Here is a 23,392-nt window from a genome sequence, read left to right as displayed (position 1 = left end):
TTGCGCCGCCCCGCCCCGCCCATTCGTTTGCAGGAGAACGGCCATGAGCGCTGTGATCGATGACCATGGACACACCAGTGACCATGCCCACGGCCCCGCCAAGGGGTTGATGCGTTGGGTGCTGACCACCAACCACAAAGACATCGGCACGATGTACCTGTGGTTCGCCTTCACGATGTTCCTGCTGGGCGGTTCGTTCGCCATGGTGATCCGTGCCGAACTGTTCCAGCCCGGGTTGCAGATCGTCGAACCGGCATTTTTCAACCAGATGACCACCATGCACGGCCTGATCATGGTGTTCGGCGCGGTGATGCCGGCATTTGTCGGCCTGGCCAACTGGATGATCCCGCTGATGATCGGCGCGCCCGACATGGCCTTGCCGCGCATGAACAACTTCAGCTTCTGGCTGTTGCCAGCGGCTTTCCTGTTGCTGGTCTCGACGCTGTTCACCCCTGGCGGCGGACCGAACTTCGGCTGGACCTTCTACGCCCCGCTCTCCACTACCTACGCGCCGGAAAGCGTGACGTTCTTCATTTTCGCCATCCACCTGATGGGCATCAGTTCGATCATGGGCGCGATCAACGTGGTCGCTACCATCCTCAACCTGCGCGCGCCGGGCATGACGTTGATGAAGATGCCGCTGTTCGTGTGGACCTGGCTGATTACCGCTTTCCTGCTGATTGCGGTGATGCCGGTGCTGGCTGGTTGCGTGACCATGATGCTGATGGACATTCACTTCGGCACGAGCTTCTTTAGTGCGGCTGGCGGTGGTGATCCGGTGCTGTTCCAGCACGTGTTCTGGTTCTTTGGTCATCCGGAGGTGTACATCATGATCCTGCCGGCCTTCGGCGCCGTCAGTTCGATCATTCCGACCTTCTCGCGCAAGCCGCTGTTCGGCTACACCTCGATGGTCTACGCCACGGCAAGCATCGCGTTCCTGTCGTTTATCGTGTGGGCGCACCACATGTTCGTGGTCGGTATCCCGCTGGTGGGCGAACTGTTCTTCATGTACGCCACGTTGCTGATCGCCGTGCCGACCGGGGTAAAGGTGTTCAACTGGGTCAGCACCATGTGGCAAGGCTCGCTGACGTTCGAGACGCCGATGTTGTTTGCGGTGGCCTTCGTGATCCTGTTCACCATCGGCGGCTTCTCCGGGTTGATGCTGGCGATTGCTCCGGCTGACTTCCAGTACCACGACACCTACTTTGTGGTGGCGCACTTCCATTACGTACTGGTGCCCGGCGCGATCTTTGGGATCTTCGCGTCGGCCTACTACTGGTTGCCGAAATGGACCGGCCACATGTACGACGAAACCCTGGGCAAGCTGCACTTCTGGCTGTCTTTCGTGGGCATGAACATGGCGTTCTTCCCGATGCACTTTGTGGGGCTGGCCGGTATGCCGCGTCGGGTGCCGGACTACAACCTGCAGTTCGCCGACTTCAACATGGTCTCGTCGATTGGCGCGTTTATGTTTGGCGCCACGCAGATCTTCTTTTTGTTCATCGTGATCAAGTGCATTAGAGGTGGCCCGCCGGCTCCGGCCAAGCCGTGGGATGGCGCTGAAGGCCTGGAGTGGAGCATTCCTTCGCCTGCGCCGTACCACACGTTCACCACGCCGCCGGAGGTCAAATGAACCGGTTGCCACACAGCAACGGTGAGGGCGGCAAGCCCCCTCACGCATTGATCGCATTCGCTTCAGGGGTGTGTCATGGCTGAATCCCTGCCCCTCAAACGGTTGGTCACTCGCCTGCTGGTCATGGTCGTGGCGATGTTCGCCTTTGGTTTCGCCCTGGTGCCGATCTACGACGTGATGTGCAAGGCGTTTGGCATCAACGGCAAGACTGCCGGGCAGTATGAAGGCGAGCAGATCGTCGACCCGACGCGTCAGGTGCGGGTGCAGTTCCTGTCTACAAACGCCATCGACATGGTCTGGGACTTCTACGCCAAGGCGGACGAGGTGGTGGTCAACCCAGGCGCTGTGACCGAGATGCTGTTCGTGGCCCACAACCCCACTGACAAGCCGATGACCGCCCAGGCCGTGCCAAGTATTTCCCCGGCCGAAGCGGCGATGTACTTCCACAAGACCGAGTGTTTTTGCTTCACCCAGCAAGTGCTGCAGCCAGGCCAGCGTATCGAGATGCCCGTGCGTTTCATCGTCGATCGAGACATGCCCAAGGATGTGAAGCATTTGACCCTGGCGTACACGCTATTTGATATCACTGCGCGCCAACCGCCCGTGGCTTTGCATACCGGCGGCTAGCTACTGTTTGCCCCCTCAATCGGGAGAGTGAATACATGTCGAATCATGATACGTACTACGTACCGGCACAAAGCAAGTGGCCGATAATTGCCACGTTTGGCCTGCTGATCACCGTGTATGGCCTGGGCGTGTGGTTCAACGATCTCAAGGCTGCTCGCCCGGAATCCCACGGCCCGTGGATCTTTTTCGTTGGTGGGCTGCTGCTGGCCTATATGTTGTTCGGCTGGTTCGGTGCGGTGATCAAAGAAAGCCGCGCGGGTTTGTACAGTCCGCAGATGGACCGCTCGTTTCGCTGGGGGATGAGCTGGTTCATCTTTTCCGAAGTGATGTTCTTCATCGCCTTCTTCGGTGCGCTGTTTTATGTGCGGCACATGTCCGCGCCCTGGCTGGCCGGTGAAGGCTCAAAGGGCGTCGCGCACATGCTGTGGCCGAATTTCGAATTTGCCTGGCCATTGCTCAACAACCCTGACCCGAAACTCTATCCCGCCCCCGAGGGCATCATCAGCCCGTGGGGCTTGCCGCTGGTCAACACCATCCTGCTGGTGAGCTCCAGCGTGACCATCACCATCGCCCACCATGCCTTGCGCAAGGGCCATCGTGGCGCGCTGAAAATCTGGTTGGCGCTTACCGTGCTGCTGGGCCTGGCGTTTCTCGGGTTCCAGGCCGAGGAATACATCCACGCCTATAAAGAGCTGGGCCTTACGCTGGGCTCCGGTGTGTATGGCGCGACGTTCTTTATGCTCACCGGATTCCACGGTGCCCACGTGACCATCGGCACGATCATTTTGTTTGTGATGCTGATGCGCATTCTGCGTGGCCACTTCAACGCCGAGCACCAGTTTGGTTTCGAGGCAGCCAGTTGGTATTGGCACTTTGTGGATGTGGTGTGGATCGGGCTGTTTTTCTTCGTCTACGTACTGTGAGGCGTCTTACCACGGCGCGTGAGAAACCAGCTGGCCGCTGAAAAATCCCCAGGTGATCAGCATGAGGGTGATCACGGCCAGTACGACACGCACGGTCAAGGCAGTGACGAGGCGGTTGGAGTTGCCTTCGTCCTTGACCAGAAAGAACAGGCCACTGAACAGGCTCACAACAGTCGCGATCAGCATCAGGGCAATGGCTGCTTTGAGCATGGTCTGGCTCCTGGATTTTGATGGGCATTGATGAAGAGCGGCGGGCAATGAAAACAAGTATAGCCAGCGCCATAAAACAGTTTCGCCCCGGTATTGCGCCGACATTGGTGGTGTTGGTCCTGCTGCCGTTGATGGTGGGTTTGGGGTGCTGGCAGCTGTCGCGAGGGCATGAAAAGCAGCTGTTGCTCGACAGCTATGCCGAGCGCCGCGCGGCTGAGCCGATGAGCAGTGAAGAACTCAATGACACGGCAGATCCGGCGTTTCGCCGTGTGCATTTGCGCGGTCAATTCGACGCCGACCATAGCGTCTTGCTCGACAATCGCATGCGCAATGGCAAGGCCGGTGTCGAGTTGCTGCAACCCTTCCACGATCAGGCCAGCGGCCTGTGGCTACTGCTCAATCGCGGCTGGCTGCCCTGGCCGGACCGCCGCACACCGCCCGCCTTCACCACACCAGAGCAGCCGTTGAATATTGATGCGTGGGTGTACGTCGCCCCTGGCGAAACCTTCCAGCTGCATGCCGACCCCGCAGCCACGCAATGGCCGCGATTACTCACGGCGCTGCATCCCGCAGCGCTTTGGACAGAGTTGGGCCGCAGTGGCTTTGCCTACGAACTGCGCGCTGAAGCCGGCCCCGGTACCTACGAAACGACTTGGCCGGTGGTCGCCATGGGCCCGGAGAAACACCTGGCCTATGCCGTGCAGTGGTTCGCCATGGCGCTGGCGCTGCTGGTTCTTTACCTCTATCTCGGATCGCATAACAAGAAGGAGAAGCCCCATGGGAGCGGCCACGAATCCACTCAACATGTCTGACCTGCCCGATCGGCGCAAAGGCCGTTGGCAACTGCTGCTGATCCTGCTGATGGTGATCGGCCCGATGGTGCTGGCCACGTTTATGTACAAGCTGCAGTTCTGGGTGCCGGACAGCCGCAGTTATCACGGCGAGATGATCGGCAATGGCCAGACCCGCGCCGATATCGGCGTGCAGGCGGATGAACAGCGCTGGCAACTGCTGGTGACTGCGCCCGCCGCCTGCGCCGCCGATTGCCAGCAGTTGGTGTACCTCGCGCGGCAATTGCAGATCGGCCTGGGGCGCGATGCCTCGCGCGCCAGTCACGCGTTGGCCGGTGCGCAACCGGTCGGTGCCGATTACGAAGCCAAGCTGAAAGCCGAATACCCGCAATTGCAGCGCTATCAACTGGACCTTTCGACGTTTAACAAAAACGCTGCCGCGCCGGGCGATGCGCAGCTGTGGATCGTCGATCCCCACGGCAACCTGGTGCTGCGCTACGACGCCAAGGTCAAGGGCAAGGACCTGCTCAACGACCTGCGCCACCTGCTGAAATTGTCGAACATCGGATAAGGGCATCGTCATGGCCAAACCTGGATTTCGCCTCGCGTTGTTTGCCACCTTGCTGGCGCTGATCGTCGTGCTGCTCGGCGCCTATACCCGCCTGACTCATGCCGGCCTCGGTTGCCCGGACTGGCCGGGTTGTTATGGTTTTATCAGCGTGCCGCAAAGTGAAGCCCAGTTGGCCCATGCCGAATTGCATTTTCCTGACACGCCAGTGGAGGCCGACAAAGGCTGGGCCGAAATGACCCATCGCTACTTCGCTGGCACTCTGGGTCTTTTGATTGCGTTGTTGGCGGCGCGCTCTTGGAGTCATCGGCGTGACCCAGGCCAGCCGGTCAAGTTGCCGTTGTTTCTGCTGGCGGTGGTGTTTGCCCAGGCGGCGTTTGGGATGTGGACGGTGACCTTGAAGCTGTGGCCGCAGGTGGTGACAGGGCATCTGCTTGGCGGCTTTGCCACCTTGAGTCTGCTGTTTTTGCTGACCTTGCGCCTGTCCGGTGTACTGCCCGCGCTAATCGTGCCCAAGCGCCTGCAATATTGGGCGACGGCTGGTTTGGTGCTGGTGATCGGGCAGATTGCGCTCGGTGGTTGGGTCAGCTCCAATTACGCGGCCGTAGCCTGTGTCGACTTGCCCACCTGCCATGGACAGTGGTGGCCGGCGGCAGACTTTGCCAATGGCTTTCACCTGACCCAACACATCGGCCCAAATTATTTGGGCGGCCAGCTCGACAGCGAGGCGCGCACGGCCATTCACCTGACCCATCGTATCGGCGCAGTACTCGTGACCCTGGTCCTGCTCGGCCTGGCCTGGCAGCTGCGCGCGGTGGGCATGACGCGTCTGTCGGGCTTGTTGCTGATCGCCCTCGGCGTGCAAATCTGCCTGGGGTTGAGCAATGTGATGTTCGGCCTGCCGCTGGCGGTAGCGGTCGGGCATAACGCGGGCGGTGCCGGGTTGCTGCTGACCCTGGTGCTGGTCAATTACCACGCCCGCACCAGCCTGGTTCGGGTGCGCAATCAGTTGCCGTTCGGCTGGCGCTTCATCCCGCGCAAACACGTATCAGGCCTCATCACCCTTAAAGGAGAGATGCCATGGCGACCTTGATCGGCGCGCGTCACGATCAGGCGATCTGGCGTGACTATCTAGAGCTGACCAAGCCGAAAGTAGTGGTGCTGATGCTCATCACGTCCCTGGTGGGAATGTTCCTCGCCACCCGCGCGGGCGTACCGTGGACGGTGCTGATTTTTGGCAACTTGGGCATTGCCCTGTGCGCGGGCGGCGCTGCGGCCGTCAACCATGTTGTGGATCGGCGGATCGATGCGGTGATGGCACGCACTCACAAGCGGCCCCTGGCGGAGGGTCGCGTGTCGCCGGTTGCGGCGCTGGCCTTTGCATTGTTTTTGGCTGTTGCAGGGCTGGGCCTGTTGCTGGCGTTCACCAATGCCCTGGCGGCGTGGCTGACCTTGGCCTCGCTGCTCGGCTACGCCGTGATCTACACCGGATTCCTAAAGCGCGCGACGCCGCAGAATATTGTCATCGGCGGGTTGGCTGGCGCTGCACCGCCGCTGTTGGGTTGGGTCGCCGTCACCGGTCACATCAGCGCTGAACCGCTGCTGCTGGTGCTGATCATCTTCGCTTGGACCCCGCCGCACTTTTGGGCCCTGGCCATCCACCGCAAAGAGGAATACGCCAAGGCCGACATCCCCATGCTGCCAGTGACCCACGGCGAGCACTACACCAAGGTGCATATCCTGCTCTACACCTTTGCCCTACTGGCGGTGAGCTTGATGCCCTACGTGATCCATATGAGCGGCCCACTGTACCTGGCGTGCGCGCTGGTATTGGGCGCACGCTTTCTGCAATGGGCCTGGGTGTTGTACCGTGGCGGTCGGCCGCACGCGGCGATCAACACCTTCAAGTACTCTATCTGGTACTTGTTCCTGCTGTTTATCGCCCTGCTCGTAGACCACTACCTACTGTTGAACCTATGACTCGAACTCAAAAAACCGTCTTCATCCTGGTGGCCATCGTCGCGTTGATCATGGGCCTGACCGTCAACAAAGTACTTAGCGGAAAAGGCCAGGGCGACCCCACCGCGCTGATCGACGCCGGCATCATCCTGCTGCCGCAAAGCCGTCAGCTACCGCCTGTGACCATGACAAATCAGGACGGCCAGCCGGTGGCGTTCAACGAGTTGAAGGGGAAGTGGAGCCTGTTGTTCTTCGGCTACACGTTCTGCCCGGATATCTGCCCGACCACCCTCGCCCAATTGCGCCAGATCAAAAGCGAACTGCCGAAAGAGGCTGTGGATAAGTTGCAAGTGATCCTGGTCAGCGTCGACCCGCATCGCGATACCCCGACTCAGCTCAAGCAGTACTTGGGCTACTTCGATCCGCAATTTGTGGGCCTGACCGGCGCGAATGTGGAGGATGTGCAGAAGGTGTCGAATGCGGTGAGCATCCCGTTTATTCCGGCAGATACCAGCAAGCCGAACTACACCGTCGATCACAGCGGTAACCTGGCGCTCATCGGCCCGGATGGCACGCAGCGTGGGTTTATTCGTTCGCCGTTGAACAACCAGAAATTGGTGGCGCAGTTGCCGGGGTTGTTGCAGCGCAATTAGATGCACCCCCAAAACAAATGTGGGAGGTGGCTTGCTCCCGATTGCTGAGTGCCAGTCACTGCATCTGGTGACTGACCCACTGCTATCGGGGGCAAGCCCCCTCCCACATTGTTTGATCTCTGGTGTATTGGAGATCGGGTAGATCAGAACGCCGGCTTGATCGCGCCTTTGTACTTCTCTTCGATGAATTGCTTCACTTCAGGCGTGTGCAGGGCGGCTACCAGCTTCTTCACCGCGTCCGAATCCTTGTTGTCTTCGCGGGTGACCAGGATGTTCACGTAAGGCGAGTCGCTGCCTTCGATTACCAATGCATCCTTGGACGGGTCCAGCTTGGCTTCCAAGGCGTAGTTGGTGTTGATCAACGCCAGGTCGACCTGGGTCAGCACGCGCGGCAGGGTGGCGGCTTCCAGTTCGCGGAACTTCAGGTTTTTCGGGTTTTCGGTGATGTCTTTGATGGTCGACAGGATGTTGGTCGAGTCCTTCAATTTGATCACGCCGGCTTTATCCAGCAGCAACAGCGCGCGGCCGCCGTTGGTGGCGTCGTTAGGGATCACGACGTTGGCACCGCTTGGCAGCTCGTCCAGCTTTTTGTACTTGCTGGAGTAGGCGCCCAGAGGCTCCAAATGCACCGCGCCGACGCTCACCAGGTGAGTGCCCTTGGCTTTGTTGAATTCATCCAGGTACGGCTGGTGCTGGAAGAAATTAGCGTCCAGGCGTTTTTCCGCTACCTGTACGTTGGGCTGTACGTAGTCGGTGAAGACTTTGACCTGCAGGTCCACGCCTTCTTTGGCGAGGGCAGGTTTCACGAATTCCAGGATTTCCGCGTGGGGTACCGGCGAAGCAGCGACCGTCAGGGTCTCGGCATGGGCGGAAAACGCGGCAACGGCGGCGAAAGCAACCAGTAGTTTTTTCATCCAACAAGCTCCTTGTTCGGGCATGTGCCGGCTTTTGGCCGGCAATGGCCGTTATTTTCGAGAAAAGTGCACCACCAGCCTGTCGCCGACGGTTTGCAGAATTTGCACCAGGATCAACAGCATCACCACGGTGACCACCATCACATCGGTCTGGAAACGTTGGTAACCGAAACGGATCGCCAGGTCGCCCAGGCCGCCAGCGCCGACCACACCGGCCATGGCCGTGTAGGACACCAGCGTAATCGCCGTCACCGTAATCGCCGCGAAGATGCCGGGGCGTGCTTCGGGCAACAGTGCATTGGTGATGATCTGGCGAGTGGTTGCGCCCATGGACTGGGTGGCTTCGATAATGCCGCGGTCCACTTCACGCAAGGCGGTTTCCACCAGACGCGCGAAGAATGGCGTGGCGCCCACCACCAGCGGCGGGATTGCACCGGCCACGCCCAGCGAGGTGCCGGTGATCAGTACGGTGAACGGGATCATCACAATCAGCAGGATGATGAACGGCAGCGAGCGCAGGATATTCACGATCAGCGACAGCAGCGCGTACAGCCCTTTTTGCTCGAACAGCTGGCGCGGGCTGGTCAGGAACAGCAGCACGCCCAACGGCAGGCCTAGTAGCACGGTAAAAAACAGCGAACCGAACAGCATGATCATGGTGTCGCCGGTGGCGAGCCAGATTTCGGACCAGTCGATATTGGCGAAGAAACTCAGGAAGATTTCCATTAGCGCAGCACCTCCATGTGGACGTCTGCGGCGGTGAAGCGGGCAAAGGCCGCTTCCATGTCACCGCCGGTGACCGCGAGGGTCAGTTGCCCATAAGGGATGTCTTTGATGCGGTCGATACGGCCGGCGAGGATGCTGTAGTCCACACCCGTTTCGCGGGCGACGGTACCCAGCAGCGGCGCGTAGGTTGCGTCGCCCTGGAACGTCAGACGTACGATGCGGCCCGGTACGTGGGCGAAGTCATCACGCTGCTCGCCTTCGTCGACCTGTTCGGCTTCTTGTACAAAACGTTTGGTGGTCGGGTGCTTGGGATGCAGGAAAACGTCGGCTACCGAACCTTGCTCGACGATCACGCCGGCGTCCATCACGGCCACCTGGTCGCATACGCGGCGGATCACGTCCATTTCATGGGTGATCAGCACGATGGTCAGCTTCAGCTCGCGGTTGATCTCAGCCAACAGTTGCAGGACCGACGCGGTGGTCTGTGGGTCGAGGGCGCTGGTGGCTTCGTCGCACAGCAAGATCTTTGGCTTGGTCGCCAGGGCGCGGGCGATGCCGACGCGCTGTTTCTGGCCGCCGGACAATTGCGCGGGGTACTTTTTGGCGTGGTCCGACAAGCCGACGCGGGCGAGCAGTTCAGCCACGCGCAGGTCGATGTCTTTACGCGACAGTTCGCCGGCCAGGGTCAGTGGCAATGCCACGTTATCGGCGACGGTCTTGGACGCCAGCAGGTTGAAGTGCTGGAAGATCATCCCGACCTGCTGACGGAAGCGGCGCAGGCCGTTGGCGTCCAGGGCGGTGACTTCTTCGCCGTCGACCGTGATCTGGCCGCCACTGGGCTCTTCCAGGCGGTTGATCAGGCGCAGCAAGGTGCTTTTACCCGCACCCGAATGGCCAATCAGGCCAAACACTTGGCCGTTTTCGACGCGCAGACTGGTGGGGTGCAGTGCTGGGATATCCTTACCGGCGACGCGGTAGGTTTTATGGACGTTTTGAAACTCGATCACGTAGCGAACCTTGTGGGGCGCATTGAAAAGGGATCAGCGGTTAGCCGGGCGCGCATTTTAGCCTGTCCATCTAGTGTTTCTTAGCATTTATTTCGCATTCAACCTGCGATTTGGCAATAACGCGATCAAAGGTCATAAAAAAGGAACGGCCCAAAACCCCATCAGTCACTACTTAAGCAACTCGATTTCCCAGGTGCCGTGCCTGGGGTTTTGCTCAAACGAGCCGGGCACCGCTCTGGCCACTTTGAATAAGGAGTTTTGACTGATGAGTACCAAGAAGCCAGCCACACCGCCGAAGAGTGACCTTGCGGGCACCGATACCCTGGATCGTGGTAACACCAACGCCAAATTACACAGCCTGGAACAGTTTCGCTCAGACGCTACTGGCCAAGCCTTGCGCACCAACCAAGGTGTGAAGATTTCCGACAACCAGAACAGCTTGAAGGTCGGCGCGCGAGGGCCTTCGCTGCTGGAAGATTTCATCATGCGTGAAAAGATCACGCATTTTGACCATGAACGCATCCCCGAGCGCATCGTGCATGCCCGAGGTACGGGCGCCCATGGTTATTTCCAATCCTATGAGAACCATTCGGCGCTGACCAAGGCCGGCTTCCTACGCGACCCTGGGCACAAAACCCCGGTGTTCGTGCGTTTTTCCACCGTGCAAGGCCCGCGTGGTTCCGGCGATACGGTGCGTGACGTGCGTGGCTTTGCCGTGAAGTTCTTCACTGATGAAGGCAACTTCGACCTGGTGGGCAACAACATGCCAGTGTTCTTCATTCAGGACGCGATCAAATTTCCGGACTTTGTGCACGCGGTAAAACCTGAGCCGCACAACGAGATTCCTACCGGCGGCTCGGCGCACGACACCTTCTGGGATTTCGTCTCTCTGCAACCGGAGTCGGCACACATGGTGATCTGGGCCATGTCCGACCGGGCTATTCCTAAAAGCCTACGGAGCATGCAGGGTTTTGGCGTACATACGTTCCGCTTCATCAATGCCGAAGGCGTCTCCAATTTCGTTAAGTTTCACTGGCGCCCTACCGCCGGTACGTGTTCGTTGGTGTGGGACGAAGCACAAAAGCTCGCAGGTAAAGACACCGACTACCACCGTCGCGACCTGTGGGAGTCCATTGAAACCGGTGATTACCCTGAGTGGGAACTGGGCGTACAGGTAATCCCTGAAGACAAGGAACACGCCTTCGACTTCGATATTCTCGACCCGACGAAGCTGATTCCGGAGGAATTGGTGCCGATTACGCCGCTGGGCAAAATGGTGCTGAACCGCAATCCGGATAACTTCTTTGCTGAAGTTGAGCAGGTGGCGTTCTGCCCTGGGCATATCGTTCCGGGCATCGACTTCTCCAATGACCCACTGCTGCAGGGGCGCCTGTTTTCCTACACCGACACGCAGATCAGTCGCCTGGGCGGCCCGAACTTTCATGAGTTGCCGATCAATCGGCCGGTAGCGCCATTTCATAACGGCCAGCGCGATGCTATGCACCGCACGGTGATTGACAAGGGGCGTGCTGCCTACGAGCCCAATTCGATCGATGGCGGTTGGCCGAAAGAAACGCCACCTGCGGCGCAGGACGGTGGTTTCGAGTCGTACTACGAGCGTGTTGATGCCAATAAAGTGCGTGAGCGCAGTGAATCGTTCGGCGACCACTTCTCTCAGGCGCGCCTGTTTTTCCGCAGCATGAGCAAGCATGAGCAAGAGCACATTATCGCGGCGTACAGCTTTGAGCTGGGCAAGGTCGAGCGTGAGTTTATTCGTGCGCGGCAGGTCAACGAGATCCTGGCCAACATTGACCTGGAACTGGCCAAGCGCGTGGCGCAGAACCTCGGCCTGCCGGTACCGAAAAAAGGCACAGTGGAAGAGCGCGAGACCGCGTTGGCACGCTCGCCTGCTTTGAGCCAGGCGAACTTGCTGCCTGCGGATATCAAGACGCGCAAGGTGGCGATCTTGGCGGCGAATGGCGTGGACGGCGTGGCGATTGCGGCATTGAAGAAGGCCTTGGAAGCCGAGGGTGCGCACGCCAAATTGCTGGGTCCAACCTCGGCACCGGTCACCACGGAGGATGGCAAGAGCCTGCCGGTGGACGCGACGATGGAAGGGTTGCCGTCCATTGCGTTTGATGCGGTCTTTGTGCCTGGCGGTAAAGAGTCAGTGAAGGCGTTGAGCGCGGATGGTGTGGCGTTGCACTACGTGCTGGAGGCTTACAAGCACTTGAAGGCTATTACCGTCGCCACTGATGCCAAGTCGCTGTTGGATCTGTTGAAGCTTGAGGTGGATGCGGGGCTGATCGTGGGGTCGGATGCGAAGGCGTTCAAAGCGTTCTTTGCCGCGATTGGGCAGCATCGGGTATGGGATCGTGAGCCTAAGGCCAAAGCGATTCCGGCTTAACTATTTGGGTGTCTGTTAGACCGCTATCGGGAGCAAGCCCCCTCCCACATTTTGAACTGTGAATACACTCAAAATGTGGGAGGGGGCTTGCTCCCGATGCGTTTATTGCGCCTTGCGCGGAATCAACACAACCTGCGCCGGGATGTGTTTCAGAATCTGCCTGTGAATCTTCAGCTCATACGCCGAATCAATGCGTTTCACCCGTTTGGTCAGCAGCGTAGCCAACCACGGGTAATCCTCGGTGCGTGGCGCCTGAATGCTCACGTCGCACTGGTAATTCACCACGTCGGTGGCAATCGCATCCAGTTGATGGCGCAATTCTTCGATATTGGTGAGGTTCAAGGCCACCGTGGTGCTGGGCGCCGCCGGGTCGATGACCTTGGCGGCGGGCTTGGCCTCGGCGGCCTTGAGCGCCTCTTCGGCTTTATCCAGTTCGACCTTGCGGGCGTGGGTAATAGCGCTGTTGACGCCGCCGGTCAGGGCTGGCGCCTTGGGCATCAGCGCGCGGGCGCGGCTCAGGGCGGTGGCGGCGGCGTTGACGTCACCTTTTTGCAGCACGATCTGGCTGCGCTGCAGGTAGGCTTCGGCCAATTGGCGCTGATAAGGCTCAAGTGTCGGGTCGTTAGGCGACTGGGCCTGCAACGCTGCCAACTGGTCTTCGGCAGTGGCAAGCTCGCTGCTGGCGAGGTTTTGCTCCAGCTGCGCGATGGCCGCAGCACGTGGGTCCGGAGCCTCGGGGGCCGCGGGCGGTGTGCTTTGGCAGGCGCCCAGCAGCAGGGAAAATGCGGCAAGGAGCAGATAACGGGAGGTGAACGGCTTCATTCCTGCGACTCTCTATTTGCGCAAAAAGCGAGCAAGTCTACACCCCTCGACGGGGCAGGACAAAACTCAGCAGAAACAGGGCGGCGGCCGCGACCACAATCGATGGTCCGGCTGGCGTGTCCTTGAACCAGGACAGCGCCAGGCCTCCGCACACTGCTAGCATCCCCAGAAGGCTTGCACCGATGGCCATCTGCTCGGGTGAGCGGGCGTGGCGTTGGGCGGCGGCGGCGGGGATGATCAGCAGCGACGTGATCAACAATACGCCGACAATCTTCATCGCGACAGCGATCACCACGGCGATCAACAACATTAGGGCCATGCGCAAAGCCGATACGGGCAAGCCTTCGACCCTGGCCAGTTCTTCATGCACCGTGATTGCCAGCAGTGGGCGCCACAGGACTACCAGAAGCACCAGAACAGCAGCACTGCCGCCGAGGATCCAGGCCAGGTCCGTTGGGCTGATCGCCAACAGATCGCCGAACAGATAGGCCATCAGGTCGATGCGGACTTCATGCATAAAGCTCAGTACGACCAGGCCTAGTGACAACGTGCTCGGCGCCAGAATGCCCAGCAGGGTGTCCGAGGCCAGCGGCTGGCGCTGTTGCAGGGTTACCAGCAGCACCGCCAGCAGCAGGCAGCCCACGGTCACGGCGATGGTCGGGCTTACATCCAGCAGGAAACCCATCGCCACGCCCAGCAGCGCGGCGTGGGACAAGGTGTCGCCAAAGTACGCCATGCGACGCCAGACCACGAATGAGCCCAGCGGGCCAGCCACTAGCGCCAAAGCCAAGCCTGCCAGCAGGGCGTAAAGCAGAAAATCAGCCATGCTTGCAGCTATCTCCATGAACGTGGGTATGAGGTGTGGCCGGGTCGTCAACCACAGCGCCATGCAGGTCATGGGCGTGGTCGTGATGGTGGTGGTAGATCGCCAGGCTCTGGGCATTTTTGCCGAACAACTCGACAAACGCCGGGTCGCCGCTGACCTGTTCCGGGTGGCCGGAGCAGCACACGTGGCGGTTGAGGCACACCACTTGGTCAGTGGTGCTCATGACCAGGTGCAGGTCGTGGGAGACCATCAGCACGCCGCAGCCGTGGCGGTCGCGCAGGCGTGTGATCAGGCTGTACAACTCGGCCTGGCCGGCGACATCGACGCCCTGCACGGGCTCATCGAGCACCAGCAACTCGGGCTCGCGCAGCAGGGCGCGGGCCAGCAGTACGCGCTGCATTTCGCCGCCGGAGATGCTCTGCACCGGGCTGTCGATCACTTGTTCGGCGCCGACTTCCTTAAGTGCAGCCTGTGCGCGGACACGGTCTACGCCAGGCACCAGGCGCAGGAAGCGAAGTACAGAGAGGGGCAAGGTCGGGTCGACGTGCAGCTTCTGCGGCATGTAACCGACGCGCAGCTTGGGCTTGCGCCATACGCTGCCGCTGTCGGGCTTGAGCAGGCCAAGCACGGCACGCACCAGGGTGGTCTTGCCGGCGCCATTTGGGCCGATCAGGGTAACGATCTGCCCCGGCTCTACGCTCAGTGCGATGTTATCCAGCACGCTTTGCCCGGCGAACGTGACCCCAACCTGCTCCAGTCGGATTAACGCGTTGCTCATCAAGCCCCCTGGCAGCCCGCGCACAGGCCGACCACTTCGACCGTTTGCCCTTCGACCCTGAAGCCAACGTCGGCGGAGCTTGTGATAATGGCGTCACTGATGCTTTTTTGTTCAAGTTCGATGGCGGCGTGGCACTCGCGACAGATGAGGAACTGACCCTGGTGTGCGTGCTCTGGGTGGTTGCAGCCGACAAAGGCGTTGAGCGATGCGATGCGGTGTACCAGGCCGTTTTCCAACAGGAAGTCCAGCGCGCGGTACACGGTTGGAGGCGCGGCGCGGCGGCCGTCCTGCTCGCTGAGCACGCCCAGAATGTCATAGGCGCCCAGCGGCTTGTGGCTCTGCCACACGAGCTCCAGCACCCGGCGACGCAAGGCGGTCAGGCGCAGGCCTTTCTGCGCACACAGGGTGTCGGCTTCCGACAGCGCGGTGTGCACGCAGTGAGAGTGGTCGTGGGGACGGCTGGCAAGCGGTGTTTTAGGCATGAGCGGCGACAGATATTTGATAGAGACGTTATTATGTTACCCGTTCCTACGTCATTGAGTGGTCATCGTGTCCCGACTTTTTCCCGTTTTTGTCGTTTTCATCACCAGTTTATTCATCGCAGGCACAGTTCAGGCCGAGGTACGGGTACTCACCAGCATCAAGCCTCTGCAGTTGATAGCCGCGGCTGTGCAGGACGGCGTGGCCGTGCCGGAGGTGTTGTTGCCCCCCGGCGCATCGCCGCATAACTTCGCGTTGCGCCCATCCGACGTACGGCGTGTGCAGTCGGTGGATCTGCTGTATTGGATTGGGCCGGATATGGAGAGTTTCCTGCCTCGCGTGTTGAAAGGTCGTACAGCGACGACGGTAGCGGTGCAAGACTTGCCGGGAATGAAACTGCGTCGTTTCGGTGAAGATAGCCATTCTCACGCTGACGATGCCGACGAACATGACCACGATCACCGCCCGGGCAGCCTGGATGCGCATTTGTGGTTGTCCACGGTAAACGCCCGGGTGATTGCTGCACGTATGGCAGCCGACCTGAGCGCCGCTGACCCAGTGAATGCCGAGCGTTACCAGAGCAACGCAAAGGCGTTTGCCGGCCGTCTGGACGCCCTGGATGCACGCCTGAAAAAACGTATGGCGAGCATCGGCGACAAGCCTTACTTCGTGTTCCACGAAGCCTTTGATTACTTCGAAGATGCTTACGGGCTTAAGCACACCGGCGTGTTCAGCGTCGCCTCCGAAGTACAGCCAGGTGCCCAGCATGTAGCGGCAATGCGTACTCGTTTGCAGGAAGTGGGCAAGACCTGCGTGTTCAGTGAACCGCCGTTGCGCCCGCGCTTGGCAGAGACGCTGGTGGCCGGGCTGCCGGTGAAGCTGGCTGAATTGGATGCGTTGGGCGGGTATACACCGGCGACGGCTCAGGGTTATGAGCAGGTGCTGGAGAAGCTGGGGAATGACTTGGCCGGTTGCCTGGAGTCGTTGTAAGCCTCACAACGAAGATCAAATGTGGGAGGGGGCTTGCCCCCGATGAAGGCGCTTCAGTCGATGATAATTTGACTGATGCATCGCCATCGGGGGCAAGCCCCCTCCCACATTTTTGACCGGGTTGGTCCTTAGAGCGCGAATGGCAGGTGGACGGTGACCTGCTGGCGCTGCGCCAATCGATGTTCGAACTCGGCGGGATCGTGAATCAACACGTCCTGGCCGGCAAATGACTCAGCGGCAATCAGCCGTGACAGCCAGAACCGCACGCATGCCACTCGTAACATGGTCGGCCAGAGCTCCGCTTCCTTCGCTGTAAACGGTCGCAGTCCAGCATAAGCGCCCAACAACGCACGAGCGCGTTGTCCGTCGATCACACCATCGTCATCCGAACACCAGTCATTCAGCGCGATTGCCACGTCGTAGAGCATCGGGCCCGAGCAGGCATTGTAGAAGTCGATCAAGCCCGTCAGGTGTGTACCTTCGAACATTGCATTGTCGCGGAACAGGTCGGCGTGCACGTTGGCGCGCGGCAGGGCGAGAATCTCGGCCTTATGGGCTTCGATTTCAGTCAATGCAGCGTTCAGCAGGCTTTGCTGTGCATCGTTCAAATGCGAAATTAGCTGCGCACCTTCGATGAGCATCCAGTCCAGGCCGCGATCAGTTTTGCGTTCCAGCACCTTCTCGCCTTGCGTCGCCAAGTGCAGGTGACCAAGCAACTCACCTACTTGGGCGCAATGCTGTGCGTTGGCGTCTTTGATGTGCTTGCCGGCCAGGCGTGGTTGCAGCAGTGCCGGTTTACCCTTCAATTCGCGCAAAGCCATGCCATCGGTGGTCCGCAGGGCGTATGGCACAGGCAGATCGGCGTCGTGGAGCACGTCGAGCAGTTCGATGAAGAACGGCATCTCCGCGACAGGGCCGCGCTCAACGAGGGTCAGGACGAATTCGCCCTGCTCCAGGCTGATAAAGAAATTGGTGTTTTCGCTGCCGGCAGCAATCCCCTGGAAATCAAGCAGGCGGCCGAGCCCGTAAGGGGCGAGAAAGGTTTCCAGCTCGGGCCGAGCCAGGGGGGTGAACACAGACATGGTTAAAACTGCCATTACGGGCGCCGCTGTGGGCGGCGCCAATTGAAGTTAAGAAATCATTTCCATTCGAAGATCTTCCATGACGGGATCAGCATATCCGGCTGGTCAGAGCGGATGAAGTTTGCGTCGGTTCCGTCCGCGCGCACCAGGAAATAGGGAGGAGCACCTTTAACGGTCACCTTGATTGCATACAGGAAGCCGTTCTGACGGTACTCCTGAATAGTCCTGTTGCCTTCCGTGCGAATGGTCACTTCCGGGTCGCCCGAAGGCGCATCGTCTGCCGCCATGGCAGCCATCGGAGCGAGTGCAATCAAGCCAGTCAACAGCAGGCGATTGAATGTACGCATGATAACCTTGTCCCTTTGTTTTCATTGGTCCGGCTATTCTAGCGCCAGACCCGCCGAAAAGGTTGATCCTGCTCATGAGCCAAGCGCCCCTCGTCCTGGTGGACGGTTCTTCTTACCTGTACCGCGCCTTCCACGCGCTGCCACCGCTGACCACTTCCAAAGGCCTGCCGACCGGTGCGGTCAAGGGCGTGTTGAACATGCTCAAAAGCCTGCGCAAGCAGTACCCGGACAGCCCCTTTGCGGTGGTGTTCGACGCCAAGGGTGGGACTTTTCGTGATGACATGTACGCCGAATACAAGGCTAACCGTCCGAGCATGCCCGATGACATGCGCGTGCAGATTGAGCCGCTGCATCAGAGTGTGATCGCCTTGGGCTTCCCGCTGCTGTGCGTTGAAGGCGTTGAGGCCGATGATGTGATCGGCACCCTGGCCCGCAGCAGCGCGGCGGCTGACCGTCCGGTAGTGATCTCCACCGGCGACAAGGACATGGCGCAGTTGGTCGACGGGCACATTACCTTGGTCAATACCATGACCGGTAGCGCCATGGACGTGGACGGCGTAAAGGAGAAATTTGGCGTCGCTCCGGAGCAGATCATCGACTATCTGGCGTTAATGGGTGACTCGTCCGACAACATCCCGGGCGTTCCGGGGATTGGTCCTAAGACCGCTTCCGGCTTGCTGGTGGGTGTGAATGGCGGCCTCAAAGAGCTTTATGAACAGTTGGATATTGTGCCGACTCTGCCGATCCGTGGTGCCAAGACGCTGCCGGCCAAGCTTGAAGAGCACCGGGAGATGGCGTTTCTTTCCTACCAACTGGCGACGATCAAGATTGATGTGCCGCTGGACGTGGGATTGGACGATCTGCACCTGATTGAACCAGACCGCGAGAAGCTGCTGGAGCTTTACACGCTGTTGGAGTTCAAGAGCTGGATTGATGAGATTCAGCGCGATGCCAAGCGTGTTGAACTGAAGGCGGTACCGGTGGCTGAGAAAGCTGTTGAACCCCAAGCGCCCGTAGAAGCCTCGTACACCACAATCCTCGACCAGGCCACGTTCGATCTTTGGCTGAAGAAGCTAAACGACGCGAAGTTGTTCGCTTTCGACACTGAAACTACCGGGATCGACGCCCAGCAGGCGCAACTGGTCGGGGTTTCCTTCGCTGTGCAGCCCCGTGAAGCTGCGTACATCCCGCTGACCCACTCCTACATTGGCGCGCCGGAACAGCTGGATCGTGACACCGTACTGCTGGCCTTGAAGCCGTTGCTGGAAGATCCGTCCAAGCTCAAGGTTGGCCAGCACGCCAAATTCGACATGAATATCTTGGCCAACTGCGCCATTGGCGGCGACCCGGCAAACGGCATCACCGTACGTGGCATCGCGTTCGACACAATGCTTGAGTCCTACGTGCTGAACTCCACCGCGACGCGCCATGATATGGACAGCCTGGCCAAGAAGTACCTGGACTACGACACTGTCAGCTTCCAGGACATCGCTGGCAAAGGCGCCAAGCAGTTGACGTTTGACCAGATTGCGCTTGAACAAGCGGGTCCCTATGCGGCCGAAGACGCAGATGTAACCTTGCGGTTGCATCAGGAACTGCATGCGCAACTCGCTGCTATCCCGAGCCTGGCCAGTGTGCTGACGGACATCGAAATACCTTTGGTACCCGTGCTGGCCCGCATCGAACGTCAGGGCGCTTTGGTCGATGCGAAGTTGCTCGGCGTTCAGAGTATTGAGTTGGGCAACAAGATGGTTGAGCTGGAACGCCAGGCCTTCGAGATCGCTGGTGAGGAATTCAACCTGGGTTCACCTAAGCAACTCGGGGCGATTCTCTACGAAAAGCTGGGTCTGCCGGTGCTGAAGAAGACTGGCAAAGGACAGGCGTCTACCGCCGAAGAAGTGCTCGCCAAGCTGGCCGAAGATGACTATCCGCTGCCTAAGGTACTCATGCAGTACCGCAGCATGAGCAAGCTCAAAAGCACTTACACCGATCGCCTGCCGGAGCAGATTAACCCGCGCACCGGGCGTGTTCACACGTCATATCATCAGGCTGTGGCGGCAACCGGGCGCTTGTCTTCCAGTGACCCGAACCTGCAGAACATCCCCGTGCGTACCGCCGAAGGGCGGCGGATTCGTCAGGCATTCGTGGCGCCCAAAGGCTACAAACTGCTGGCGGCGGACTATTCGCAGATCGAACTGCGGATCATGGCGCACTTGTCCAAGGATGAGGGGCTTATGAATGCGTTCCGCAACGACCTGGACGTGCATACCGCGACGGCGGCTGAGGTATTCAAGGTCGAATTGGCTGAGGTCACGTCCAATCAGCGTCGCAGTGCCAAGGCAATCAACTTTGGTCTGATCTACGGCATGGGGGCACAGAAGCTCGGCAAGGACATCGGCGTCGATACCAAGACTGCAAAGGCTTACATCGACGTGTACTTCGCCCGCTACCCAGGGGTTCGCGACTACATGGAGCGCACCCGCGCTCAGGCTGCCGATCAGGGGTACGTGGAAACCTTCTTCGGTCGCCGGCTGTATTTGCCGGATATCAATTCCAATAAGCCTCAGGAGCGCGCGGCTGCAGAACGCACCGCGATCAACGCGCCGATGCAGGGCACGGCGGCGGACATCATCAAGAAAGCCATGGTGCTGGTGGACAACTGGCTGACCGACTCGGGCCTCGATGCCAAGGTGATCCTGCAGGTACACGACGAATTGGTGCTTGAGGTGCGTGAGGACTTGGTCGAGCAGGTCAGTGAGAAGATTCGCGAACACATGAGCGCGGCGGCACAGTTGGATGTGCCGTTGGTGGTCGACGTGGGCGTTGGCGATAACTGGGACGAAGCACACTGATATCGGGGGTTTGCCACCACCAGGCGTGGTGGCAGAGTGCTTTAGTTCAAAAGTCGACGTTGGTTATTTCCAATAGTTTTCTGATACCGCCGGAACTTAACCCGTGAACTGCTACTCAGAGTTACTGAATGGGTGGTGAAGCCCTTCAATGCTCCTATGTTGTGTTAAGTGTTGGCAGATATCTGGGCCCCGCCCTAGCGGTCCAGAACTTGAACCCCGAACTTCCCCTCCCCATACGAAGTCCGGGGTTTTTTTTGCCCGCAGAAAAGTTACTCGGCGATTTCCGCGCCTTTGTCTGCTAATTCCATCCAGCCTGCCAGTACGGTGTAGGCCTCTTCCAGACCCATGCGCTTAGGCGCCGAGAACAGCTGGATGGTGATTGTGTCACCCCAACCTTTACGGATTTCGGCCTGCACTTTGAGCAGAGTGTTCTTGGCGGCGCCGTAGGTCAGCTTGTCGGCTTTGGTCAGCAGGATATGCATGGGCATGCCGCTGGCGACGGCCCAGTCGAGCATCAGCAGGTCGAAGTCAGTCATTGGATGACGGATGTCCATCATCAGAATCAAACCCTTCAAACTCTCCCGGCCACCCAGGTAAGCCTCCAGGTGACGCTGCCAGTGCAGCTTCAGCGGGATAGGTACTTTTGCATAACCATAGCCCGGAAGGTCGACCAGACGCCGATCATCGTCTAGCTTGAAGAAATTGAGCAGTTGCGTGCGGCCCGGTGTTTTCGAGGTGCGCGCGAGGCTGGCGTGGGTCAGGGTGTTCAGCGCGCTGGACTTACCGGCGTTGGAACGGCCGGCAAAGGCGACTTCAAAGCCCTCGTCATCAGGGCATTGGTCTACTTTGGCGGCGCTGAGCATAAAGGTGGACTGTTGGCACAGGCCTAGGATGGGATTCTTGAGTTGCATGAGATTTCCGATGTGGGCGGTGCCGAGAAAGGGTGCGGCAAGCGGTGTCGTTTCCGTTTCAGTAGCGCCAGTATATAATGCCGCAGATTTTGTGTGTGCTTTGTCCCAGCGAAGGATGAGGTACACGGGAGCGAAAGACCTTTATTGCGCATTAGAACGCAAAACGCTCTCAAACCCTGAAAAGGTCGATGTATGACCTGATGGTTGCTCGCTTTTGGTGCCCTGATCCCGCTTTACGGCGCTCAGGCTACACAGGAACCGGAAGCGCTGTACAACCGAGTTTGCGTGGCCACGACAGTGCGACACGTGACCGAGGGTTTCAAGGCAATGCCGCCGCGTGGTTTGTGCATGGACTGCAGTACTGAGGATTACCATGCCGTCATTGAGTTGATGGTGAGTAAACCCGGTAGATAACTCTTAAACCCTTAGCCGTAGTTGGATTAGCTGATGAACAAATTGATCGTGAGTCTGCTGTTGACCTTGGGCATCACTGGCGCTGCCGTCGCTGCAGAGGGCCCCCTTAAAGGTGATGCCACTGCCGGTCAAGCGAAAGCCGCCGTATGTGGTGCTTGCCACGGCCCCGATGGCAACAGCCCGGCGCCGAACTTCCCCAAACTCGCTGGCCAGGGTGAGCGTTACCTGACCAAGCAGATGCAGGATATCAAGAGCGGCAAGCGCACTGTGCTGGAAATGACCGGCCTACTGGCTAACTCCAGCGATCAGGACCTGGCAGACATCGCGGCGTATTTTGCCAGCCAGAAGGGCAGCGTGGGAGCTGCTGATCCTAAATTGGTGGCACGCGGCAAGAAGCTATTTCGCGGTGGCAATCTGGATAAAGGCCTGCCGGCCTGCACCGGCTGCCATTCACCGAACGGCGCAGGTATTGCGGCAGCGGCCTTTCCTCACTTGAGTGGTCAGCACGCTCAATACATCGCCAAGCAGCTGACGGATTTCCGCAAGGAAGAAGGTGGTCGAGCTAACGATGGCGACGCGGCGATCATGCGTACCATCGCCCGCAAGCTGAGCGATGAAGACATCGCAGCCCTCTCCAGTTACATCCAGGGCCTGCACTAAGCGCCTGTAACGTTAACGCTCGATTAATCCCGCGATGCAAGCATAAAAAGGGTGGCCCAGGCCGCCCTTTTTTGTGGCCGGTGCCGTTACACTAACGAACTCATGCCCGCGTAGACCTGTCACACCTAAAGGTCGCGTAAGGCGACTTTATTTGTCCAGGAGTAAAGCATGCGTAATCTGATCCTCAGCGCCGCTCTCGTCACTGTCAGCCTTTTCGGCATGACCGCACAGGCTGCCGACGTGCCGCTTGAAGCCGGTAAAACCTACGTGGAATTGGCCAATCCAGTGCCTGTTTCTGTGCCGGGCAAGGTCGAAGTGGTGGAGCTGTTCTGGTACGGCTGCCCGCATTGCTACGCGTTTGAGCCAGTCATCAACCCTTGGGTCGAGAAGCTGCCTAAAGACGTGAACTTCAAGCGCATCCCGGCCATGTTCGGCGGTCCATGGGATGCCCACGGCCAGCTGTTCCTGACCCTGGAAGCCATGGGCGTGGAGCACAAGGTCCACAACGCGGTATTCAACGCGATCCAGAAAGAAGGCAAGCGCCTGACCAAGCCAGAAGAAATGGCTGACTTCGTCGCGACCCAAGGCGTCGACAAAGACAAGTTCCTGGCCACCTTCAACTCGTTCGCCATCCAAGGCCAGATCAAGCAGGCCAAGGAACTGGCGCAGAAGTACGGCGTACAAGGCGTACCGACCATGATCGTCAACGGCAAATACCGTTTCGACCTGGGCACTACTGGTGGTCCTGAAAATACCCTCAACGTTGCAGACCAGCTGATCGCCAAAGAGCGCGCAGCCAAGTAAGGGGCTTC

The 23,392-nt window shown here is 59.3% G+C and carries 25 protein-coding genes; 14 read left to right on the top strand and 11 right to left on the bottom strand.

The features are described 5' to 3' along the window. Window positions 1-43 precede the first annotated feature (43 nt). From ctaD to BW43_RS21865, 3 genes are all read left to right on the top strand, one after another. Window positions 44-1,633: a cytochrome c oxidase subunit I gene (gene ctaD, locus BW43_RS21855; RefSeq protein ID WP_032885076.1), complete on the top strand. Its 1,590-nt coding sequence runs from the start codon at window positions 44-46 to the stop codon at window positions 1,631-1,633. A gap of 75 nt (window positions 1,634-1,708) precedes the next feature. Further along, on the top strand, window positions 1,709-2,260 hold the full coding sequence (locus tag BW43_RS21860; protein ID WP_032885075.1) for a cytochrome c oxidase assembly protein: 552 nt from the start codon (window positions 1,709-1,711) through the stop codon (window positions 2,258-2,260). A gap of 35 nt (window positions 2,261-2,295) precedes the next feature. Further along, on the top strand, window positions 2,296-3,183 hold the full coding sequence (locus BW43_RS21865; protein ID WP_032885074.1) for a cytochrome c oxidase subunit 3: 888 nt from the start codon (window positions 2,296-2,298) through the stop codon (window positions 3,181-3,183). 6 nt (window positions 3,184-3,189) lie between these two features. Here the strand turns inward: BW43_RS21865 and BW43_RS21870 are convergent, their stop codons facing one another. Next, window positions 3,190-3,393, bottom strand: a complete 204-nt coding sequence (locus BW43_RS21870) for a twin transmembrane helix small protein (protein WP_032885073.1) — start codon at window positions 3,391-3,393, stop codon at window positions 3,190-3,192. Window positions 3,394-3,440: 47 nt separating this feature from the next. Here BW43_RS21870 and BW43_RS21875 point away from each other — a divergent pair, with 47 nt between their 5' ends. From BW43_RS21875 to BW43_RS21895, 5 genes are read left to right on the top strand one after another with little or no spacing between them, the layout of a single operon-like run. Continuing rightward, window positions 3,441-4,205: an SURF1 family protein gene (locus BW43_RS21875; protein WP_032885193.1), complete on the top strand. Its 765-nt coding sequence runs from the start codon at window positions 3,441-3,443 to the stop codon at window positions 4,203-4,205. Beyond that, window positions 4,171-4,755, top strand: a complete 585-nt coding sequence (locus BW43_RS21880) for a hypothetical protein (RefSeq protein WP_032885072.1) — start codon at window positions 4,171-4,173, stop codon at window positions 4,753-4,755. The genes BW43_RS21875 and BW43_RS21880 overlap by 35 nt, the downstream gene beginning before the upstream one ends. Before the next feature lie 10 nt (window positions 4,756-4,765). After that, window positions 4,766-5,845: a heme A synthase gene (locus BW43_RS21885; protein ID WP_032885071.1), complete on the top strand. Its 1,080-nt coding sequence runs from the start codon at window positions 4,766-4,768 to the stop codon at window positions 5,843-5,845. Then, window positions 5,833-6,732 carry a heme o synthase gene (gene cyoE, locus BW43_RS21890; protein WP_032885070.1) on the top strand — a complete coding sequence of 300 codons (900 nt, stop codon included), beginning with the start codon at window positions 5,833-5,835 and terminating at the stop codon, window positions 6,730-6,732. The genes BW43_RS21885 and cyoE overlap by 13 nt, the downstream gene beginning before the upstream one ends. Continuing rightward, the gene (locus BW43_RS21895) at window positions 6,729-7,364 is read left to right on the top strand and encodes an SCO family protein (RefSeq protein ID WP_032885068.1); all 636 of its coding nucleotides are present in this window, start codon (window positions 6,729-6,731) and stop codon (window positions 7,362-7,364) included. The genes cyoE and BW43_RS21895 overlap by 4 nt, the downstream gene beginning before the upstream one ends. 143 nt (window positions 7,365-7,507) lie before the next feature. Here the strand turns inward: BW43_RS21895 and BW43_RS21900 are convergent, their stop codons facing one another. The 3 genes from BW43_RS21900 to BW43_RS21910 are packed head-to-tail and all read right to left on the bottom strand — an operon-like array spanning window position 7,508 to window position 10,011. After that, window positions 7,508-8,278 carry a MetQ/NlpA family ABC transporter substrate-binding protein gene (locus BW43_RS21900; protein ID WP_032885066.1) on the bottom strand — a complete coding sequence of 257 codons (771 nt, stop codon included), beginning with the start codon at window positions 8,276-8,278 and terminating at the stop codon, window positions 7,508-7,510. A gap of 51 nt (window positions 8,279-8,329) precedes the next feature. Beyond that, window positions 8,330-9,004, bottom strand: coding sequence for a methionine ABC transporter permease (locus BW43_RS21905; RefSeq protein ID WP_032885064.1), 675 nt, complete (start codon window positions 9,002-9,004; stop codon window positions 8,330-8,332). After that, window positions 9,004-10,011 carry a methionine ABC transporter ATP-binding protein gene (locus BW43_RS21910; RefSeq protein WP_032885062.1) on the bottom strand — a complete coding sequence of 336 codons (1,008 nt, stop codon included), beginning with the start codon at window positions 10,009-10,011 and terminating at the stop codon, window positions 9,004-9,006. The genes BW43_RS21905 and BW43_RS21910 overlap by 1 nt, the downstream gene beginning before the upstream one ends. 265 nt (window positions 10,012-10,276) lie before the next feature. Here BW43_RS21910 and katE point away from each other — a divergent pair, with 265 nt between their 5' ends. Continuing rightward, entirely contained in the window at window positions 10,277-12,418 is a 2,142-nt protein-coding gene (gene katE / locus BW43_RS21915; protein WP_032885061.1) for a catalase HPII, read from the top strand. Between the two features lie 102 nt (window positions 12,419-12,520). Here the strand turns inward: katE and BW43_RS21920 are convergent, their stop codons facing one another. The 4 genes from BW43_RS21920 to zur are packed head-to-tail and all read right to left on the bottom strand — an operon-like array spanning window position 12,521 to window position 15,326. Next, on the bottom strand, window positions 12,521-13,240 hold the full coding sequence (locus BW43_RS21920; RefSeq protein ID WP_032885060.1) for a PA5502 family lipoprotein: 720 nt from the start codon (window positions 13,238-13,240) through the stop codon (window positions 12,521-12,523). 37 nt (window positions 13,241-13,277) lie between these two features. Further along, complete coding sequence (gene znuB / locus BW43_RS21925) at window positions 13,278-14,066, bottom strand: zinc ABC transporter permease subunit ZnuB (RefSeq protein ID WP_032885058.1); 789 nt, start codon at window positions 14,064-14,066, stop codon at window positions 13,278-13,280. Continuing rightward, a complete protein-coding gene (znuC, locus tag BW43_RS21930) occupies window positions 14,059-14,844 on the bottom strand; it encodes a zinc ABC transporter ATP-binding protein ZnuC (RefSeq protein WP_032885056.1) in 786 nt (261 codons plus the stop codon). The genes znuB and znuC overlap by 8 nt, the downstream gene beginning before the upstream one ends. Next, window positions 14,844-15,326, bottom strand: a complete 483-nt coding sequence (zur, locus tag BW43_RS21935) for a zinc uptake transcriptional repressor Zur (RefSeq protein WP_032885055.1) — start codon at window positions 15,324-15,326, stop codon at window positions 14,844-14,846. The genes znuC and zur overlap by 1 nt, the downstream gene beginning before the upstream one ends. 58 nt (window positions 15,327-15,384) lie before the next feature. On the opposite strand from zur, the gene BW43_RS21940 reads away from it, so the two are divergent. Next, a complete protein-coding gene (locus BW43_RS21940; protein WP_032885054.1) occupies window positions 15,385-16,314 on the top strand; it encodes a zinc ABC transporter substrate-binding protein in 930 nt (309 codons plus the stop codon). A gap of 128 nt (window positions 16,315-16,442) precedes the next feature. Here the strand turns inward: BW43_RS21940 and BW43_RS21945 are convergent, their stop codons facing one another. Further along, window positions 16,443-17,396: a homoserine kinase gene (locus BW43_RS21945; RefSeq protein ID WP_032885052.1), complete on the bottom strand. Its 954-nt coding sequence runs from the start codon at window positions 17,394-17,396 to the stop codon at window positions 16,443-16,445. Between the two features lie 56 nt (window positions 17,397-17,452). Next, window positions 17,453-17,743 carry a DUF2782 domain-containing protein gene (locus tag BW43_RS21950; protein ID WP_032885051.1) on the bottom strand — a complete coding sequence of 97 codons (291 nt, stop codon included), beginning with the start codon at window positions 17,741-17,743 and terminating at the stop codon, window positions 17,453-17,455. 74 nt (window positions 17,744-17,817) lie between these two features. Here BW43_RS21950 and polA point away from each other — a divergent pair, with 74 nt between their 5' ends. Beyond that, complete coding sequence (gene polA, locus BW43_RS21955; RefSeq protein WP_032885050.1) at window positions 17,818-20,595, top strand: DNA polymerase I; 2,778 nt, start codon at window positions 17,818-17,820, stop codon at window positions 20,593-20,595. 269 nt (window positions 20,596-20,864) lie between these two features. On the opposite strand, the gene yihA is transcribed toward polA, so the two are convergent. Further along, the gene (gene yihA / locus BW43_RS21960) at window positions 20,865-21,506 is read right to left on the bottom strand and encodes a ribosome biogenesis GTP-binding protein YihA/YsxC (protein WP_032885049.1); all 642 of its coding nucleotides are present in this window, start codon (window positions 21,504-21,506) and stop codon (window positions 20,865-20,867) included. A 204-nt stretch (window positions 21,507-21,710) separates the two neighbouring features. Between yihA and BW43_RS29195 the strand changes: the two genes are divergently transcribed. The 3 genes from BW43_RS29195 (at window position 21,711) to dsbA (ending at window position 23,384) form a co-directional block, all read left to right on the top strand. After that, window positions 21,711-21,920 (top strand): cytochrome, encoded by a 210-nt coding sequence (locus BW43_RS29195; RefSeq protein ID WP_233896924.1) that lies wholly within the window; start codon window positions 21,711-21,713, stop codon window positions 21,918-21,920. A gap of 33 nt (window positions 21,921-21,953) precedes the next feature. Further along, entirely contained in the window at window positions 21,954-22,580 is a 627-nt protein-coding gene (locus BW43_RS21965; protein ID WP_032885048.1) for a cytochrome c, read from the top strand. 168 nt (window positions 22,581-22,748) lie between these two features. Continuing rightward, on the top strand, window positions 22,749-23,384 hold the full coding sequence (gene dsbA, locus BW43_RS21970; protein ID WP_032885047.1) for a thiol:disulfide interchange protein DsbA: 636 nt from the start codon (window positions 22,749-22,751) through the stop codon (window positions 23,382-23,384). Window positions 23,385-23,392 lie beyond the last annotated feature (8 nt).

Source organism: Pseudomonas sp. RIT357 (assembly GCF_000632245.1).
GTDB classification, from domain to species: Bacteria; Pseudomonadota; Gammaproteobacteria; order Pseudomonadales; family Pseudomonadaceae; genus Aquipseudomonas; species Aquipseudomonas sivasensis.
The sequence above is the reverse complement of the archived record's forward strand: the minus strand, read 5'-3'. Positions and strand labels throughout refer to the sequence as shown.